At 44.1% G+C, this 18,063-nt stretch carries 14 protein-coding genes, 1 tRNA gene and 3 rRNA genes; 13 read left to right on the top strand and 5 right to left on the bottom strand.

All coding sequences use genetic code 11. The features are described 5' to 3' along the window. Position 1: 1 nt before the first annotated feature. From IMZ28_RS10685 to IMZ28_RS10650, 8 genes are all read left to right on the top strand, one after another. Positions 2 to 901 carry a hypothetical protein gene (locus IMZ28_RS10685; RefSeq protein ID WP_197548575.1) on the top strand — a complete coding sequence of 300 codons (900 nt, stop codon included), beginning with the start codon at positions 2 to 4 and terminating at the stop codon, positions 899 to 901. Further along, the gene (locus IMZ28_RS10680; RefSeq protein WP_197548574.1) at positions 898 to 1,299 is read left to right on the top strand and encodes a hypothetical protein; all 402 of its coding nucleotides are present in this window, start codon (positions 898 to 900) and stop codon (positions 1,297 to 1,299) included. The genes IMZ28_RS10685 and IMZ28_RS10680 overlap by 4 nt, the downstream gene beginning before the upstream one ends. Further along, on the top strand, positions 1,293 to 1,802 hold the full coding sequence (locus tag IMZ28_RS10675) for a hypothetical protein (protein WP_197548573.1): 510 nt from the start codon (positions 1,293 to 1,295) through the stop codon (positions 1,800 to 1,802). The genes IMZ28_RS10680 and IMZ28_RS10675 overlap by 7 nt, the downstream gene beginning before the upstream one ends. Further along, the gene (locus IMZ28_RS10670) at positions 1,786 to 2,628 is read left to right on the top strand and encodes a PDZ domain-containing protein (protein WP_197548572.1); all 843 of its coding nucleotides are present in this window, start codon (positions 1,786 to 1,788) and stop codon (positions 2,626 to 2,628) included. The genes IMZ28_RS10675 and IMZ28_RS10670 overlap by 17 nt, the downstream gene beginning before the upstream one ends. Further along, a complete protein-coding gene (gene gspD, locus IMZ28_RS10665) occupies positions 2,615 to 4,627 on the top strand; it encodes a type II secretion system secretin GspD (protein ID WP_197548571.1) in 2,013 nt (670 codons plus the stop codon). The genes IMZ28_RS10670 and gspD overlap by 14 nt, the downstream gene beginning before the upstream one ends. A 2-nt stretch (positions 4,628 to 4,629) precedes the next feature. After that, a complete protein-coding gene (locus IMZ28_RS10660; RefSeq protein ID WP_197548570.1) occupies positions 4,630 to 6,141 on the top strand; it encodes a GspE/PulE family protein in 1,512 nt (503 codons plus the stop codon). Beyond that, entirely contained in the window at positions 6,141 to 6,698 is a 558-nt protein-coding gene (locus IMZ28_RS10655; protein ID WP_197548569.1) for a PulJ/GspJ family protein, read from the top strand. The genes IMZ28_RS10660 and IMZ28_RS10655 overlap by 1 nt, the downstream gene beginning before the upstream one ends. A 195-nt stretch (positions 6,699 to 6,893) precedes the next feature. Next, on the top strand, positions 6,894 to 7,400 hold the full coding sequence (locus IMZ28_RS10650) for a PAS domain-containing protein (protein WP_197548568.1): 507 nt from the start codon (positions 6,894 to 6,896) through the stop codon (positions 7,398 to 7,400). 36 nt (positions 7,401 to 7,436) lie between these two features. Here the strand turns inward: IMZ28_RS10650 and pyrE are convergent, their stop codons facing one another. From pyrE to IMZ28_RS10625, 5 genes are all read right to left on the bottom strand, one after another. Beyond that, positions 7,437 to 8,042: an orotate phosphoribosyltransferase gene (gene pyrE / locus IMZ28_RS10645; protein ID WP_197548567.1), complete on the bottom strand. Its 606-nt coding sequence runs from the start codon at positions 8,040 to 8,042 to the stop codon at positions 7,437 to 7,439. A 1-nt stretch (position 8,043) separates the two neighbouring features. Further along, positions 8,044 to 8,601 (bottom strand): ribosome recycling factor, encoded by a 558-nt coding sequence (gene frr / locus IMZ28_RS10640; protein ID WP_197548566.1) that lies wholly within the window; start codon positions 8,599 to 8,601, stop codon positions 8,044 to 8,046. 201 nt (positions 8,602 to 8,802) lie between these two features. Further along, positions 8,803 to 9,135: a preprotein translocase subunit SecG gene (gene secG, locus IMZ28_RS10635; protein WP_197548565.1), complete on the bottom strand. Its 333-nt coding sequence runs from the start codon at positions 9,133 to 9,135 to the stop codon at positions 8,803 to 8,805. A gap of 118 nt (positions 9,136 to 9,253) precedes the next feature. Further along, the gene (locus IMZ28_RS10630; protein ID WP_197548564.1) at positions 9,254 to 9,943 is read right to left on the bottom strand and encodes a Bax inhibitor-1/YccA family protein; all 690 of its coding nucleotides are present in this window, start codon (positions 9,941 to 9,943) and stop codon (positions 9,254 to 9,256) included. 71 nt (positions 9,944 to 10,014) lie between these two features. Next, positions 10,015 to 10,203 carry a hypothetical protein gene (locus tag IMZ28_RS10625; protein WP_197548563.1) on the bottom strand — a complete coding sequence of 63 codons (189 nt, stop codon included), beginning with the start codon at positions 10,201 to 10,203 and terminating at the stop codon, positions 10,015 to 10,017. A 374-nt stretch (positions 10,204 to 10,577) separates the two neighbouring features. Between IMZ28_RS10625 and IMZ28_RS10620 the strand changes: the two genes are divergently transcribed. From IMZ28_RS10620 to IMZ28_RS10600, 5 genes are all read left to right on the top strand, one after another. Continuing rightward, positions 10,578 to 12,092, top strand: a 16S ribosomal RNA gene (locus tag IMZ28_RS10620). 127 nt (positions 12,093 to 12,219) lie between these two features. After that, positions 12,220 to 12,296 (top strand) — tRNA-Ile (locus IMZ28_RS10615). Between the two features lie 293 nt (positions 12,297 to 12,589). Then, a 23S ribosomal RNA gene (locus IMZ28_RS10610) occupies positions 12,590 to 15,468 on the top strand. Between the two features lie 137 nt (positions 15,469 to 15,605). Next, positions 15,606 to 15,721, top strand: a 5S ribosomal RNA gene (gene rrf, locus IMZ28_RS10605). The 16S, 23S and 5S rRNA genes sit together here with 1 tRNA gene alongside, the layout of an rRNA operon. A 780-nt stretch (positions 15,722 to 16,501) precedes the next feature. Beyond that, a complete protein-coding gene (locus tag IMZ28_RS10600; protein WP_197548562.1) occupies positions 16,502 to 17,932 on the top strand; it encodes a DUF3373 family protein in 1,431 nt (476 codons plus the stop codon). Positions 17,933 to 18,063 lie beyond the last annotated feature (131 nt).

The following is an 18,063-nucleotide window of genomic DNA, read 5'->3' as shown; positions in this document are numbered from 1 at the left end:
TATGTTGGTCCACCGGAATATGGAGCAGGTAACACTGGATGCCCCTGTAGATATCATGCTGACCCCCCAGTTCTATACAATGAAAAAAGAGGCGCTTCCTGTCAAGTATGCCTATCGGGCAAGAAAGGTTGCGCCTTCTCTCTTCGAAGGCTTGCTGGAAGAGCACTCCAGGTATGATTACTTCGTCTTTCAGCAGGGAGAGAAGTGGGTGTTTATCGCCTACAATGCAGAAGAGATTACGGCATTCCTTGAAGAAAAAGGAATCACGCCTGACAAAGTCTCAAAACTCTTCTTTGCACAACAGGCACTTGAACACTTCACTGCACCTCTCTCCCTTGGAGAAAAAGAGGTATTGGCAGTATTTGACGATACAGTGGTGGTCGTACCCCGTTTGGCCGTGGCACAGCAGACATTCACGACGTTTAATGAACAGTTCAGGCCCAATAAAGGTATACAGCTGGAGACAGGGAGTGCTTCACTTTTAAGTAAAAAACAGGCTGTTGTACTTGCCGTGGCTTTTTCCCTTTTTGGTGTGGTTTGGATCGCAGAAGGGTGGCGCTACGGGAAGAACAATATCGGGCTCCAGGCAGAGCAGAATGAACTTTATAAAACCTACCCTGCATTGCAGAGTGCGTATAGCCGGAAGAGTATTGCAGACAAGTATCGCAATATCGATAGGCTGGAAAGGCGCAAGCGGGAGATCATTGAAAAGATCTCAGGGCTGATCTTCAAAGGAGTCACCTTAACAGATTTCGAGCTTGATCCAAAGGGCTTTAAGGCAGTATTTGTCACCAGAGACAAGCGTGTTGCCAAACGTTTGGATGATCTGCTCAAGAGCGCAGGCTTCAGTAAAAGCAGCCGTTCCGCAAACAATGAAATTGTGGTTAAGGGAAAACTATGAGTTGGAAACATTACCGTAATGAGCTTATTGTTGGTGCCTCTCTGCTCTTTGCTTTGGCTGCATTCGGGTATAAAATGAAACAACGCTCTGCAACTGCAGAGGTAAACCGGGTTATGGAAACAGAAGTCGCAACACTCCGGGAAATAGGCAGCCTCAAGAAGATCTGGGGCGATAAACGTATTTCTGAAAAACTCGACAGAGTACGTACATTGATCCCCTCTTCAAAAGTACAATGGCAAAAAAAAGGTAAGAAACTTACAGCAGTATTCAGTGAGCTGAAGGCTTCGGAGGTCAACACTCTGGTGACAAAGTTCCTGAATATCGCCGTACAGATCGAATCTCTAAAGGTTAAAAAGAGAGGGGAGAATTACAGCATGGAGATACGATGCAAATGGTAAAAAAACTCCTTCTTGGATTTCTGATTGTCTGGACTGCACTGTTTGTGTTTATGCCCAAAGAGGAGCTCTATTTCAGTCTGGAAAGGGTATTGGCCAAACAGGGGGTCGAGATCAATGAAGCTGCGATTGAAGAAAATCTGTTCGGATTGACACTTAAAGATGCTGTGGTGTATGTCAAAGGGATCCGGATCGCAACGGTACAAGAGATATCTTTTTCAACCCTGCTGTTCTATACGAAAGTAGAGGCAACAGGCCTTGCGGTAGACGAGGGGCTCAAGACAATGATGCCAGAACGGGCAGAAAGTATCATTGTAACCCACTCGATACTCCATCCGATGCGTCTGTCTATTAGCGCAGAGGGAAGTTTCGGCAAAGCGGAAGGAACACTTTCTGTAACACAGCGTACACTGCATGTAGATTTTACCGAGACTAAAGATATCGAGGCAATTCTGCCACAGCTGAAACAAGGGGAAAAAGGATGGTATTATGAAACCGCTTTTTAACCCTCAAATGATCAAAAAGCTTATTGGTATTCTCATCATATTGCTGTTGATCAAACTGCTTTGGTTTTCTGTTGAGGTTGCTTTCACTCCTGTGCAGGGGGTGAACCATACAGAGGAGAGAAGAGCCAAACCGCTTTACTACCGTATCAAACTTACGCCAAATGATGCCCCTGTCCCCCCAAAAAGGACAAAGGTTGTCAAACAGGCAGGAAGTATCAAGGAGATCAAACTGCTTGCACTCTATCATGCACCGGACAAGACAGTTGTCACGGTTAAGTATAAAGGGAAAAGTAAGGTGCTTGCAAAAGGGGAAGCAGTCAACGGGTTTGTCCTTGAAGGTGCAGGAAGCAACTTTGCTCTTTTCAGAAAGAACGGCAAAGTATATAAAGTGACACTTCTCAAACCTGAAAGCAGTAAGGGGAGTGCTACTATACGGCCTGTGTCATCAAATAACAGGGGTGATCAAAAGAGCACCTCTGCAGTAGAAGGAGAGGTGATCGATATGGGGGACCATAAGATCATTGATAAGTCCCTCATTGACCACTATATCAAGAATTTGGATGATACCTATAAGAATATCGGTATCAAAGAGGTAAAAAAAGGAGACAAGCTTGAAGGGTTCCGTATTACCTTTGTCAGGCGCGGCAGTCCATTTGAAAAACTGGGTGTCAAGCGGGGAGATATACTCAAGTCTGTCAACGGACAGGAGTTGACAAGCTATAATGCAGCGTTTGAGGCCTATAAGCATATTGACGATACACCGAACGTCACACTAACGATACAAAGGGGAAATAAAGAGATGGAGTTAGAGTATGAAATCAATTAAGATCATTATGGTATTGCTGATGTTGTCAACAGCATTGGTACAGGCAGAAGAGCAGAAAGTCGACCTGAATCTTCGAGATGTCAGTGTAAAAGACTTTATTGAGATGGTCTCCAAGATTACCCATAAGAATATTCTGATCGATGCAGATCTCAAAGGAAAAATAAACTTCATTGCACAGGAGCCTATCAAAAAATCTTCCCTGATCCCTCTGGCGAACTCTATTCTTGGCAGTAAAGGGTTGACAATTATCGACCAGGGCGACTTCTACAAGGTTGTCAAAGGCTCAACTGCTTCAGGAGAGGGACTTGATGTCAGCAGCTCTATTGAGGGTGAGACGATGAAGACGGTTATGTTCCCGCTGAAGAGCTCCAATGCGGCTGTCGTTCGTGCCAAGATCAAACCTCTCTTGCACAAGAATGACAAAGTGATCTCGTTTAAGGAAAATAATGTACTTGCCATTACGGCAACACCCCGTTCACTCCGATCCATCTCCAAGCTTATCAATGCCATTGAAAAACGCGGTGTGAAACGTTCGACAGTCATCAAGCTCAAAAACTCCAGCGTCAAAGATCTCTTTCCCAATGCACAGAATATGGCTAAAAAGCTTTTCCCCCAAACAATTGAGAGTGAGAAGGTCGATATATTCAAAGATGATGCTACAAACTCTATTATTCTTGTAGGGAAAGAGGATAACATCCAGCGAATGATCCACTATATCAAACAGTTGGATATTAAAGGAGAGGACCAGACACAGAAGATGTATGTGATCCGCCTGAAGAACTCCAATGTGGAAGAGATGGAGAAGATTTTGAGTAAACTTGTTTCCCAGATGAACAGCGTAGCTCTCAAACAGCCTAAAAAAGGCGGGAAGCCGCCCAGTAAGGCTATGGTGGTTTCAGATGTGGAAAGAAATGCGCTTATAGTACTTGCAACCGGGGAGCAGATCAGGAACATAAGGGAGACGGTCAAAAAAATAGATATTCCCAAAGTACAGGTCTATGTTAAAGCACGTATCGTGGAGATCAATAAGAATCTTGCAAAGCAGATCGGGCTCAAATACGGGTTTGAAGGAGGAAAGATTACATCAACGGGGCTTTACTCTCTGGCAGGAAATATGGGAGCCTCTTCTTTGATGGTCTCTCAGACGCTGTTGGGATTCCTTAATCAGGGAGGGAGTACAACCATTTATAATGATGCTGGAAATCCAATTGGAACAGAAACAAATGCACCTTTCAGTTTTGATTCCAATATTTCACAGGTTTTTGCCCTTGGTGCAAAACTTGACCTTCTTAAACAAAACGGTGCTGCACACATTCTGAGTGAACCTTCTATTTTATGTACCAATAATAAAGAAGCGTCCATCTATGTGGGGCAGACACAGTCTATTTTGACGCAGGCACAGCAGACTACGCAGGGGCAGGGCAATATTATCAATAACTACTCAAGAGAAGATATCGGTATCACCCTCAAAGTAAAACCGAGACTCTCCAGTAATAACAAAGTCACATTGGAGGTGGAAACACAGATCGAAGATGTTCTGCCAGGCTCAAGTGCTTCCGCAGACCGTCCGACAACAACAAAACGTAAAGTGTTGACCAATGCAATTGTAAATAATGGAGAGACGATTATTTTAGGTGGCTTGATTAAAAGTGCAGGGGGAAAAACGATTACAAAAGTACCTTTCTTGGGAGATATTCCTGTACTTGGGGAACTCTTTACTTCCAGAGACAATGCTCAGAGTAAAGTAAATGTTGTCATCTATCTCACACCTTATATTGTAAGAAACAGTAATGACCTTCAGCGTTTACGGGCAGCGCTTGCAGAACTGGAAGAGATACAAACCAAATACAATGCTTTTGTGCGTAAAGGGCTGGAGGCAAAAGCAGAAGGAAAACTGCCGGGAGAAGGAGTCTCCAATGCGCCTGCTTCACACCGCACAGTACGCAGCCGTGTACCGGGGAGCAACCTTGATATCCTCAATACAGATGAGGAGTTCTAGCGATGCTTTTCCCCCGCCTGCAGGATGTCAATCTTGAACCGCTCTGGGAAGAGGATATCAATCATAAACTTGCTATTAGACATGCACTGCTTTTCTCTGAAATAGAAGGGGAGAAACGGGCAATTGTTGAAGAAGGAAGTATGGGTGAAGCGCTAAATCATCTTGCCAAGCTGGGACTGGATTATCCCATTAGTATTGTTGATGAAGAGAGTTTTGAACGCCTTCGAAACAAATTCCTTGAAATTCAGACCGGTTCGGATTTTGAAAAGATGTCCACCGCGACAGAAGAGCTCATCGAAGTAGAGTCCGATCTTCTTGAGTTTATCCGGAACTCGCAGGATCTTCTTTCCAACGAAGAGTCCGCACCTATTATCAAGCTGGTGAATTCTCTCTTTTTTCAGGCGATCCAAAAGGGAGCGAGTGATATTCACATTGAAAGTGGGGAGTATAAAGGAGAAGTGCGTCTGCGTATAGATGGCGCACTCAAAAAGCATATTGATCTGGACAAGATGATCATCGGCCTGGTCATTAACCGTATCAAGGTCATCTCCAACCTGGATATCTCCGAAAAACGTATTCCGCAGGATGGACGTACGCAGATATCTATCTCAGGAAAGACTCTTGATGTCAGGGTCTCCATTCTGCCTACTTACCATGGAGAACGTGTGGTGATGCGTATTCTGGCACAGAGTGACCAGATCCCTACACTGGAGTCTCTGGGCTTCCATGAAGATGTCACCAGAAGTCTCTATAAACTGCTTACACATGCCCACGGAATGATTCTGGTAACCGGTCCTACCGGTTCGGGTAAGTCAACTACGCTGCATGCCTGTCTCCAGCATATTGCTACACCAGACAAGAATATCATCACGGTTGAAGATCCTGTAGAATACAACGCTGATAACATTTCCCAGATCCAGGTCAATGATAAAGTCGGGCTTACATTTGCAGCAGGACTGCGTTCCATCCTCAGACAGGATCCGGATATTATTATGGTGGGAGAGATACGTGACTCTGAAACAGCAGATATTGCATTGCGTTCGGCATTGACCGGGCACCTGCTGCTCTCCACACTGCATACCAACGACTCTACCTCTTCCCTGAGTCGTCTAATGGATATGGGTATTGAGAGTTTTCTCATTTCTTCCACGCTTCTTGGTGTCCTTGCACAGCGCCTGACCCGAAAACTCTGCATCCACTGTAAAACACAGACTACACTTCCTTCTGCAGTTACGGAGGAGATCGGTATACCGTCAGAGAAACTCTATTTTACTGCAGTAGGATGCAAAGAGTGTGATTTTACTGGTTATAAAGGCAGACAGGCCATAGGCGAGCTTTTTATTGTTGATGATGAGGTCAAGATGATGATGAAGGATGGCTTCAATGACCACCAGGTGCGTGAAGCGATGAAACGACGCGGGATGGTGACTATTTCAGACAAACTCAAAATGATGCTGCTTGAAGGGGAGACAAGCTATGAAGAGGCAATTCGTGTGGGATTGATGGATGGTTGATGCAGAGACGTGATGGTTTTACGCTTATTGAAGTTCTTATTTCCATAGCTCTTCTGGGGCTTATCCTTCCGGCACTTTACAAAAGTGTCGATTTGCTGCGCGACTCTAATGCACATCTGTTCGAGTATCTGCAAAAAAGCAAAAAAGAGACCCGTGCAACCCAAACTTTATATCTTGATATTGCAAGCAGTGACGGTAATCTGACATTGACAAACGGGGAGTTTGACAGGCTCTGTATGGAGCAGACCAAAAATTCGCTTTACGGTCTCTCCAAAGCCAAAGTCTGCTGGGTGGTGCTGAAAAACGGGCATACACTTGTCAGGATTGAAGGAGGGAGCTACCGTCTGCCTGTAGGGATTGATGAACGGGTAGAAGTAGATTCTGTTATGAAAGATATAGAGCTGTTTGATGTCTATTGGGAAAAGGATAAAGTATTGGTTCTTCTTCAGCAAAAAGCAGAAGAACCTGTGACATTTATGGTACAGGGTATTACCAAGCCAAAACCTAAGAAAAAGAAGCTGCCAGAAAAAACATTAAAAAAGGAACCGGAAGCATAGAAGGGTAATATATCTGCTTCCACACTATAAAATCTCTGTTAAATCCTCAGACAGATCATTGCTCCATTGTATGGAGGGTATAAAATAATACTAAATTATATTTATTGATAAAGTCAACTTTAAAACAGTTTGTTCTATAATCTTTCAAAACCACTTCGAGTCTGACAGACTCCTTGATATTGAAGGATAAAAGTAATGGTTACATTTACAAACAGTAGAACAGGCAGTACGATAAGTCGTGAAGATGCAAAAGATGAGGAGTTCATTTATGAAGGCAAAGCACTTCTTGTTGAGACTGATCTTGAAGGTATTATTACTTACGCGAACAGACGTTTTATAGAGGTGAGTGCATATAGCAAAGAAGAAGTTATCGGTTCGCCTCACTGTATGCATATGCATCCACAGATGCCTGAAGCCATTTTTAAAGATGCCTGTCAAATGACCTCTGCAGGCAAGACATGGAGCGGCTATCTCCGAAATATTTCAAAAGAGGGAGTAAGTTACTGGACTGAGGCGATTATTCAACCCAAGTTCAATGATGCAGGAGAGATCACCGGATATATGGCAACAAGACGTGCACCCAATGCAGATGAGCTTGAATCAGTGATGGATGAATATGACAGACTGAAAGAGAACAATACTGCAGAGAGAAGCCAATACTGCGGAGAAGTTTATCTTGGAAGAGACGCGTGCCACTTCTAGGAGAAGTGTACGTGGTACGTAGTGTAACAGAGTTTATCAGCCTTTGCTGCCCGGTTTGATAGCTCTGCTCCCCTCTTTGCACATGGGGCACTCTTCCGGCAGATACATTTCAAATGTAAAGTCCGCCAAAGAGAAGAGCGGCACATCTTTTGGTAGTTTGCATTCGGGTTTGGCTTCACTCTGACCGCCTACGCGTTTGCAGAAGCCTCTGTTTGCAAGCGAGGCAAAAGCGACTACCTTTGCACCAAGTGCCTCGATAGCCTGCGCGGCCTTGAGTGCTGAACCACCTGTAGTGATGATATCTTCGCAAATAATGATCTTCTCTCCCGGTTTCACTTCAAATCCGCGGCGAAGTTCCATGCCCCCTTCCTTCTTTTCTACGAAGATAGAACGTACACCCAGGGAACGTGCCAGTTCATATCCTGCCAGGACGCCACCGAGTGCCGGAGCACAAACGGTGTCTACCTGGATATCTGCATTTCGGATCATTTTTGCAAGAGCATCGGTAAGTTCTGCTGCTTTTTGAGGATACTCCAATACTTTGGCACTCTGCAGATAACGTGCTGAGTGGTTCCCGCTTGCAAGGAGAAAGTGCCCGTCAAGAAGGGCATTGGCATCTTTATAGACTTGCTCTACATTCATGTTATACCTTTAGTATGTCAGCCTCTTTGGCTTTAAAGAGCTCATCGACTTTTGCAATATGGTCATCTGTGATCTTTTGAATCTCATCCAATGCTTTTTTTGACTCATCTTCACTGATCTCTTTCTCTTTTTCAAGCTTTTTGATCTTGTTGTTTGCGTCTTTACGGATATTTCTGATTGCGACTCTGGCATTCTCTGCCATAGCTTTTGCCTGTTTGACGATCTCTTGTCTCTGCTCTGAGGTCATTGGAGGAAAGAAGAGTTTAATAAAGTCACCGTCATTGTTGGGGTTGACACCGATGTTTGCTTCCTGAATGGCTTTTTCAATATCAGACAGAAGGTTCTTTTCCCATGGTGTAATACTGATCGTTGTTGCATCCATAGCGATGACACTTCCCACCTGGTTTAGCGGGGTAGGTGTACCATAGTAGTCAACCTTGATGTTATCGACTATACTGGTTGTGACTTTTCCTGTACGCAATGATGCAAAATCACGTTTAAGTGCTTCAATACTTTTGTCCATATGCTCTCTGGTGTGTTCAAAAATTTCATTGACCATTTTATTCTCTCCTGGAGGGTTATTTGTGTGAATTTTACCCTTTTTTACCTTTTTGTGTACTTCAAAATGGTTTATCCCGGATGATGGTGTCAGTCAATAGCACAATCAGTGATCTTGTAATAAGATTAAAATATGTGTTTCCTGCAGGCTGGCCTGTGTGCCAAACCTGGTTGAAAAAGTCTAAAGTAGTAACAAATAGGATTATTGTGCAGTAGGAGCAGCCGGCGCTGTAGAAGCAGGTTCTGTCGGAGCAGCAGGTACAACGGCATTGTTTTTTGGTATGATCTTGTCTGCTACAGAGCTTTTACTCTCTTGAGTATAGAGATATCCCAGTGCCAGGGTATTGATGATAAATGCCAATGCAAGAGTAAAGGTCATTTTTGCAAGAAAGCCTGTAGGTCCTTTTGCTCCAAATACAGATTCATTACTTCCGCTGTAGGCACCAAGTCCAATACTTGAACTTTTCTGTAGTAAGACTGCAATGGTAATGGCGATCGCCAAAATAATCTGTACGATAAGAAGTGTTGATGTCATGGGTTCCTCTTCAGTGGTCCACACTTTCGTGGACAATAATTTGGGCGATTATACCCAAACTATATTGAAAGTGCGGTAAAGCTCTGTAAAAGGCGTACAGGGCGAAGTTTTAAGTATTCTAGTCTTCTCCGCCGAATATACCCAGAAGCTGAAGCAGTGCCGTGAACATATTCAGAAAATCAAGGTATAGCGAGACGGCTGCATCTACCGGTGAGTCGTATGCACCATTGGCGATATTCTGGGTATCATAAATGGTAAAGAAACTGAACAGGATCAGTATTCCCGCAGTAATGACAATATGCATCATTGGACTTTGAAGCAGAAAGTAGTTTACCAGTGAAGCAATGATCACTACGATCAATGTAATAAAGAGCGGTTTACCCCAGTTTGCATAATCACTTTTGCTGTTAATGGCAAAAAGACTGAGCGCACCGAAGAGCACAGATGTCATCAGGAAAGCGTTGCCGATGACAGCCCCATTGCCCATACCTATAAGTGAGGCTAAAAGAGGTACGAGTGAAACTCCCGTCAGGAAAGTAAATGTAAAGAGCATGGCAAGGTTTGCACCCGGCTTTCCTCTTGTCAGACTCAGTCCAAAAAAGAGTATTAGCAGTTCAGCACCGAAGATGAACCATTTATACTGCATGATCGTCTCAGCATACGGCATGGTTGCATAGGCACCTGCAGCAGCGGCAATCATACTTGCTGCTAAAAGCTGATAGGTTTTTTTCATAAAATCAACGGAAGCAGACTCCTGTACATAGCCTGTTTCCCGTGCAGTAGTATAATTTCTATCGTATAAAGCCATTGATAATCCTTTTCATTATGGTTTTTGGAAGTATAGTCGAGTCAGATTAATCTAAGGTTAACCTGAGAAGTTTATTGTGAGGTAGATTCTTTTTTGCGCTGCTCCTGAAGTGCAGAATATTCAGAGCGCGCTTTTTCCGCTTCTGAGAGATTTGTAGCAATTGCCTCTTTGGCCTTGATCTCTTTACCCGATTGTGGTGTCGGTGTATCAGTACATCCGTTAAATAGAAAAATAAGAAGGGTGGGAATCAGGTATTTCATTGGTATCCTTTGTTAAAAGTGGATCTTATTGTAAAAGAAATCATCTTATAAAGGGCAAAAATATATGACTCTTTATATATTAATGTTAGTAGTGTAAAAATAAATCAAAAAATGTAAAAATTTTTGCAATTTTTAGGAAAACCTCTTGACAAGGGAGTAATTCGGTGCTATAATACGCGTCCACAAACACAGAGACCTTAGCTGAGTTAGCTAAGAGAGTGAGAGTGAGTGATCTTTGACAACCAAATATAAGTAAACAAATCAACGTCTATTTGAGATTTAATTTTTGCACTTTTTTAATAAAAAGTGATAAAGATGAACTTAGATAGCAAATATTTAAGTGATTCTGACAATGGTTCAAACCATTCTATTTTATAATGGAGAGTTTGATCCTGGCTCAGAGTGAACGCTGGCGGCGTGCTTAACACATGCAAGTCGAACGAGAACGGGCCTTAGCTTGCTAAGGTTGTCAGCTAAGTGGCGGACGGGTGAGTAATGTATAGCTAACGTGCCCCTTGGAGGGGGATAACAGTTGGAAACGACTGCTAATACCCCATATTCCTTCTATGTTAATCATAGTTGGGAAAGTTTTTTCGCCAAGGGATCGGGCTATATGGTATCAGGTAGTTGGTGGGGTAAGAGCCTACCAAGCCAATGACGCCTAGCTGGTCTGAGAGGATGATCAGCCACACTGGAACTGAGACACGGTCCAGACTCCTACGGGAGGCAGCAGTGGGGAATATTGCACAATGGAGGAAACTCTGATGCAGCAACGCCGCGTGGAGGATGACGCATTTCGGTGTGTAAACTCCTTTTATATGGGAAGATAATGACGGTACCATATGAATAAGCACCGGCTAACTCCGTGCCAGCAGCCGCGGTAATACGGAGGGTGCAAGCGTTACTCGGAATCACTGGGCGTAAAGCGCGCGCAGGCGGGCTGATAAGTTGGATGTGAAAGCCTACGGCTTAACCGTAGAACTGCATCCAAAACTGTCAGTCTAGAGTCTGGGAGGGGAAGATGGAATTAGTTGTGTAGGGGTAAAATCCGTAGAGATAACTAGGAATACCAAAAGCGAAGGCGATCTTCTGGAACAGTACTGACGCTGAGGCGCGAAAGCGTGGGGAGCAAACAGGATTAGATACCCTGGTAGTCCACGCCCTAAACGATGAATGTTAGTCGTCGGTGTCCTAGTGACATCGGTGATGCAGCTAACGCATTAAACATTCCGCCTGGGGAGTACGGTCGCAAGATTAAAACTCAAAGGAATAGACGGGGACCCGCACAAGTGGTGGAGCATGTGGTTTAATTCGAAGATACGCGAAGAACCTTACCTGGCCTTGACATTGATAGAATCCGGTAGAGATACTGGAGTGCCTCTTTGAGGAGCTTGAAAACAGGTGCTGCACGGCTGTCGTCAGCTCGTGTCGTGAGATGTTGGGTTAAGTCCCGCAACGAGCGCAACCCTCGTCACTAGTTACTAACGGTTCGGCCGAGGACTCTAGTGAGACTGCCTTCGCAAGGAGGAGGAAGGTGAGGACGACGTCAAGTCATCATGGCCCTTACGGCCAGGGCAACACACGTGCTACAATGGGTAGGACAATGAGACGCGATACCGCGAGGTGGAGCAAATCTATAAACCTACTCTCAGTTCGGATTGTAGTCTGCAACTCGACTACATGAAGCTGGAATCACTAGTAATCGTAGATCAGCTATGCTACGGTGAATACGTTCCCGGGTCTTGTACTCACCGCCCGTCACACCATGGGAGTTGATTTCACCCGAAGCGGGGAAGCTAAACTGGCTACCCTCCACGGTGGAATTAGCGACTGGGGTGAAGTCGTAACAAGGTAACCGTAGGAGAACCTGCGGTTGGATCACCTCCTTTCAAGAGTATAGACTTTCTGTGTCTCACAATGCAGGAAGCAACAATCGAAAAGACTTGGTTTGTTTGGTACGCTGTACAGCTTATGTTTGGTTGATAAAGATCATTAGGTTCTTTAAGTAGTACATATGGGCGTATAGCTCAGCTGGTTAGAGTGCACCCCTGATAAGGGTGAGGTCCCAGGTTCAAGTCCTGGTACGCCCACCATATGTTTAATGCAAGTTTTCAATGGAAAATTTGAATTAGACATATTGTCTAAAAGTTATTTAACTTATTATTGTTAAGAGTCTAACGTAATGTTGCAAACGAGACGAGGTAAAAAATTATCGAGTCAAGTTTAAACAAATTACAATTTAACAAGAAAATATCAGCAATGATATCTTTCATGTGCAAGAAACTCAATAACGTCTTTAACAAGACACTTATTAATGTACAACAACGAACCAAGTGGTAACACATGAAGTTCATTTTGCATTTAATAAGGTAGTACCTTAGAATTAAGTAAATTAATCTAAGGGCAGATGGTGGATGCCTAGACCAGGAGAGGCGATGAAGGACGTACTAGGCTGCGATAAGCCACGGGGAGCTGCCAAGAAGCTTTGATCCGTGGGTTTCCGAATGGGGCAACCCGGCATGGTGAGAATCATGTCACCCTTTAAGGGAGCGAACGCAGGGAAGTGAAACATCTCAGTACCTGCAGGAAAAGAAATCAACCGAGATTCCCAAAGTAGCGGCGAGCGAAATGGGATTAGCCCTAAAGAGTGTGGGGTGTTAGTAGAATAGGCTGGAAAGCCTGACCGTAGAGGGTGATAGTCCCGTATACGAAAACTAACCACATTTTATTCGAGTAGGTCGGGACACGTGTAACCCTGACTGAATATGGGAGGACCACCTTCCAAGGCTAAATACTACTCCAGGATCGATAGTGAACCAGTACCGTGAGGGAAAGGTGAAAAGAACCGCGGCAAGCGGAGTGAAATAGAACCTGAAACCATCTGCCTACAATCATTCAGAGCCCCATGCTAAATGCGGGGTGATGGACTGCCTTTTGCATAATGAGCCTGCGAGTTATGGTGACTAGCAAGGTTAAGCACACGCGAAGCCGTAGCGAAAGCGAGTCTGAACAGGGCGCCAAGTTAGTTGCTGTAGACCCGAAACTAAGTGATCTATCCATGGGCAGGTTGAAGCTGGTGTAAGAGCTAGTGGAGGACCGAACGGGTGGAGGTTTAAAACTCCTCCGATGACCTGTGGATAGGGGTGAAAGGCCAATCAAACTTAGTGATAGCTGGTTCTCTCCGAAATATATTTAGGTATAGCGTCATGTTCGAAGCTATGGGGGGTAGAGCACTGATTGGGCTAGGGCCTACACCAAGGTACCAAACCCAGTCAAACTCCGAATACCCATAGTGAATTCATGGCAGTCAGGTGGTGGGTGATAAAATCCATCATCGAAAGGGAAACAGCCCAGACTACCAGCTAAGGTCCCAAAGTTCTATTTAAGTGGAAAAGGATGTGGAGTTGCTTAGACAACCAGGAGGTTGGCTTAGAAGCAGCCATCCTTTAAAGAAAGCGTAACAGCTCACTGGTCTAGCGATTCTGCGCCGAAAATATAACGGGGCTAAAATAGACACCGAAGCTGTAGATTCACACAGAAGTGTGAGTGGTAGGAGAGCGTTCTAGTCAGCGTTGAAGCCATACCGGTAAGGAGTGGTGGAGCGGCTAGAAGTGAGCATGCAGGCATGAGTAGCGATAAAACAGGTGAGAATCCTGTTCGCCGTAAACCCAAGGTTTCCTACACGATGCTCGTCAATGTAGGGTTAGTCGGGTCCTAAGCTGAGTCCGAAAGGGGTAAGCGATGGCAAATCGGTTAATATTCCGATACCAACTACTAGTTTAGTACGATGGGGGGACGCATAGGGTTAAACGAGGTCACTGATGGAATAGTGGCTCGAAGGGTGTAGATAAGCCGGATAGGAAAATCCGCTGGCTGTTTTCGAGACCTGACAGGCTGACCGCGTTCTTCGGAACAACGTCAGAATCGTTGATACCGTCGTGCCAAGAAAAGCCTCTAAGTGTATTAGTAGTTGCCCGTACCGTAAACCGACACAGGTGGGTGAGATGAGTATTCTAAGGCGCGTGGAAGAACCCTGGTTAAGGAACTCTGCAAACTAGCACCGTAACTTCGGAATAAGGTGTGCCTCCTTCTGTATAGGACTTTACGTCTGAAAGCGGAAGAGGTTGCAACAAAGAGTCCCTCCCGACTGTTTATCAAAAACACAGCACTTTGCTAACTCGTAAGAGGATGTATAAGGTGTGACGCCTGCCCGGTGCTTGAAGGTTAATTGATGGGGTTAGCACTTCGGTGCGAAGCTCTTGAATCGAAGCCCAAGTAAACGGCGGCCGTAACTATAACGGTCCTAAGGTAGCGAAATTCCTTGTCGGTTAAATACCGACCTGCATGAATGGCGTAACGAGATGGGAGCTGTCTCAACCAGGGATCCAGTGAAATTGTAGTGGAGGTGAAAATTCCTCCTACCCGCGGCAAGACGGAAAGACCCCGTGCACCTTTACTATAGCTTGACACTGCAATTGGGATATATTTGTGCAGGATAGGTGGGAGGCTTTGATGCTATGGCGCCAGCTGTAGCGGAGCCATCCTTGAGATACCACCCTTATATATTCTGATTGCTAACTTGCGCCGGTTATCCCGGCGGAGGACAATGTCTGGTGGGTAGTTTGACTGGGGCGGTCGCCTCCTAAAAAGTAACGGAGGCTTACAAAGGTTGGCTCAGATGGGTTGGAAATCCATCGTAGAGTATAATGGTACAAGCCAGCTTAACTGCGAGACCTACAAGTCGAGCAGGGACGAAAGTCGGTCATAGTGATCCGGTGGTTCTGTGTGGAAGGGCCATCGCTCAAAGGATAAAAGGTACGCCGGGGATAACAGGCTGATCTCCCCCAAGAGCTCACATCGACGGGAGGTTTGGCACCTCGATGTCGGCTCATCGCATCCTGGGGCTGAAGCAGGTCCCAAGGGTATGGCTGTTCGCCATTTAAAGCGGTACGCGAGCTGGGTTCAGAACGTCGTGAGACAGTTCGGTCCCTATCTGCCGTGGGCGTTGGAAGATTGAGGAGAGTTGCCCCTAGTACGAGAGGACCGGGGTGAACGAACCACTGGTGTACCAGTTGTCCTGCCAAGGGCATCGCTGGGTAGCTATGTTCGGATGTGATAACCGCTGAAAGCATCTAAGCGGGAAGCCAACTCCAAGATGAATCTTCCCTGAAGATCCGCAGAAGACTACTGCGTTGATAGGCTGGGTGTGTAAGTGATGAAAGTCATTTAGCTGACCAGTACTAATAGATCGTTTGTATTTACTTTATTCTTCATAAGGTACTACCTTATTAAGTGCAAACTTGAATTGTAATCCAACATTATTTAGACTCTTAACAATACTAAGTATCTCAAAGCTTCAAAGCAAAGAGAATTAAGCACATCAAGGTGTTCTTACTTCTCTTAGTGGTGGGGTTAGAGGGAGGGTCATACCCAGCTCCATTCCGAACCTGGAAGTCAAGCCTCCCATCGCCGATAATACTGCCGGCTACGCTGGTGGGAATGTAGGTCGCTGCCACTTTGAGTTTTTACTTACTACTTCTACTTTAACAATAATCAATCACTTTTTATCACTGTTACTTTTTATTTCAAAGCTATACTTCTGTCTGCCAATAAACTATGTAGAAGAGCGCTCAGCGTTAAGCACGTAGCGTTCAGAAAGAGAAAGAGCATGAAATTAATGTTCTTCTTAACGCTTAGCGCTACACGCTGAACGCTTGGCACGTACGTGCCATCCATTTTTTATTTCAAGTTCTTTTTTATACATATCTCGATTAGATCTTTTACGACCAAACCTACTCTCTCTTCTAATGATGAAATATTCTATTATCCGTCAGTTAATGCTCTATTAACACCTATAGTTTATAATGTTATTAGAAAAGGCAGCCGATACCTTTCAAGAGATTTTTGTTTTACTCCTTGTCCAATTTGTAAACTTCCTTGTTTTTCCCTCTCTTGTTTTCCCTTTCAGGCTGCCTTTCAGCCATTGTGCCTCTTTTTCTCTCCCCTTCACCTTTTTTTTCTTTCTCCTCTTTGGCATATCTTTTTCAAGATCATAAGTTTATCAAGCAGCATACATAAATGATAAGACTACAAACTACTTTTAGTTATTGTTATGTAAATCGCTAGGGTTTCTTATATATGATCATAAAATAAGTATAATACATTATAAGAACCATTATTTCATATTAATTAACTTTAAATTCTGTTAATTTATCATTAATTTAAGTATAGACTTAGGTTTTCTGTTCTAAACTAGTTTCACATGTTTTTGGACAAACATAAATTTAAGGAGTAAAACATGAAGAAAATTGTAACTATGTCACTTGTGGCAGCAATGGCAATGACCAGTGCACATGCGGTTTCAAATTCGGCACTTGCAGCAAAACTCTCTGCATTGGAAGCAGAGCTTGCAGCAGTTAAGAAAGATATGAAGAAGCAGAAGAAAAAGATCAATCAAGTAAGAGCACACGATGCAAACGATAACATCAAGTGGGGTGTTGACTTAAGAACTGCTATTGATAACATCAACTATGATATGGCAGATGGATCAAGTCAAGGAAAGAATGATCTTATGAGTCTAAGACTTTGGTTAAACATGGCATATGCGCCAGACAGCCACAATATCTTCAAAGGACAGCTTTCAATGCATAAAGCATTTGGTGCAGACTTCGGACTTAGAGGTTGGGGTATGGACAACTTTGACTGGGTAACGAATGAAGCACTAACAAATGACAATTTGAGAGTACGTCAAGCATACTGGCTTTATTTGGGTGAAAAAGCATTCGGTGCCGATATCCCTTGGACATTCTCTATTGGTAGAAGACCATCTACAAATGGTTTCCTCGCCAATCTTAGAGATGACGATGCAGCCCAGTCGCCACTTGGTCATATTATCAATGTTGAATTTGATGGTTTGAGTTCAAAGCTTGACCTTTCAAATGTTACAGGTGTACCGGGTATGTCTATCAAACTTTGTATGGGACAGGGTTCAACAAATGCAGCGGCAAGATTCACTACTTCTACAGATTATGCAAATATCGATGGAGCAGTAAATGATATTGCACTTGCAGGATTTATCTTTGAACCATACAATGATGGTCAGTATATTGTGAAATCAACTTACTACAAAGCATTTGATTTGCCTGACCTCATTGATCCTATGAATCCATCGCTTGGAATGGAAAACGTAGGTGATATGGAAGGTGCGGCTCTTTCTGTATTGGTGGATGGCTTGAGTGATGACGGCATCTTGGCTGACACAAAAGTATTTGGTTCACTCGCTTGGTCTAAAACTAGACCTGATTCAGGAAAAACAATGCTAGGTTCTGCAGAGAGCGAAACAGGTACTTCTTACTGGTTTGGTGCGCAAGTTCCGGTTTTGGGTGGAAAACTTGGTGCTGAATTTAATCACGGAAGTCAGTACTGGAGACCATTTACATATGCAGAAGACACAATGATAGGTTCCAAATTGGCAGCGCGTGGTGATGCTTTTGAAGTATATTATACATACCAGTTGACTGAGTCTTTAAGCGCACAGCTTAGATATACGTCTATTAATTACGACTATACAGGAAGTAACGGATTCTTCGGAAGTACAACAGGGGCTTCTTACAGTATTGATGATCTTAAAGCATGGGCTGCTGGTGGTGATCCAATGGCACAGGGAATGCTTCCTTATATTGTAGAAAAAGCACAGGATGCAAGATTCTACATTAGATACAGATTCTAAGAAAAAAGAGGCATTGCCTCTTTTTCTAACGGATTAGTGGTATGTTGATTAATGGTGATACTTTGCCGATTCAATATACTGCAGCCGATGTTCCTCTATTACCAAAATACTTACAAAGCGGCAATCAGCAA

It is taken from the genome of Sulfurovum indicum (assembly GCF_014931715.1).
In the GTDB taxonomy this organism is placed as follows: Bacteria; Campylobacterota; Campylobacteria; order Campylobacterales; family Sulfurovaceae; genus Sulfurovum; species Sulfurovum indicum.
This window is presented reverse-complemented; position numbering and strand designations above follow the sequence as displayed.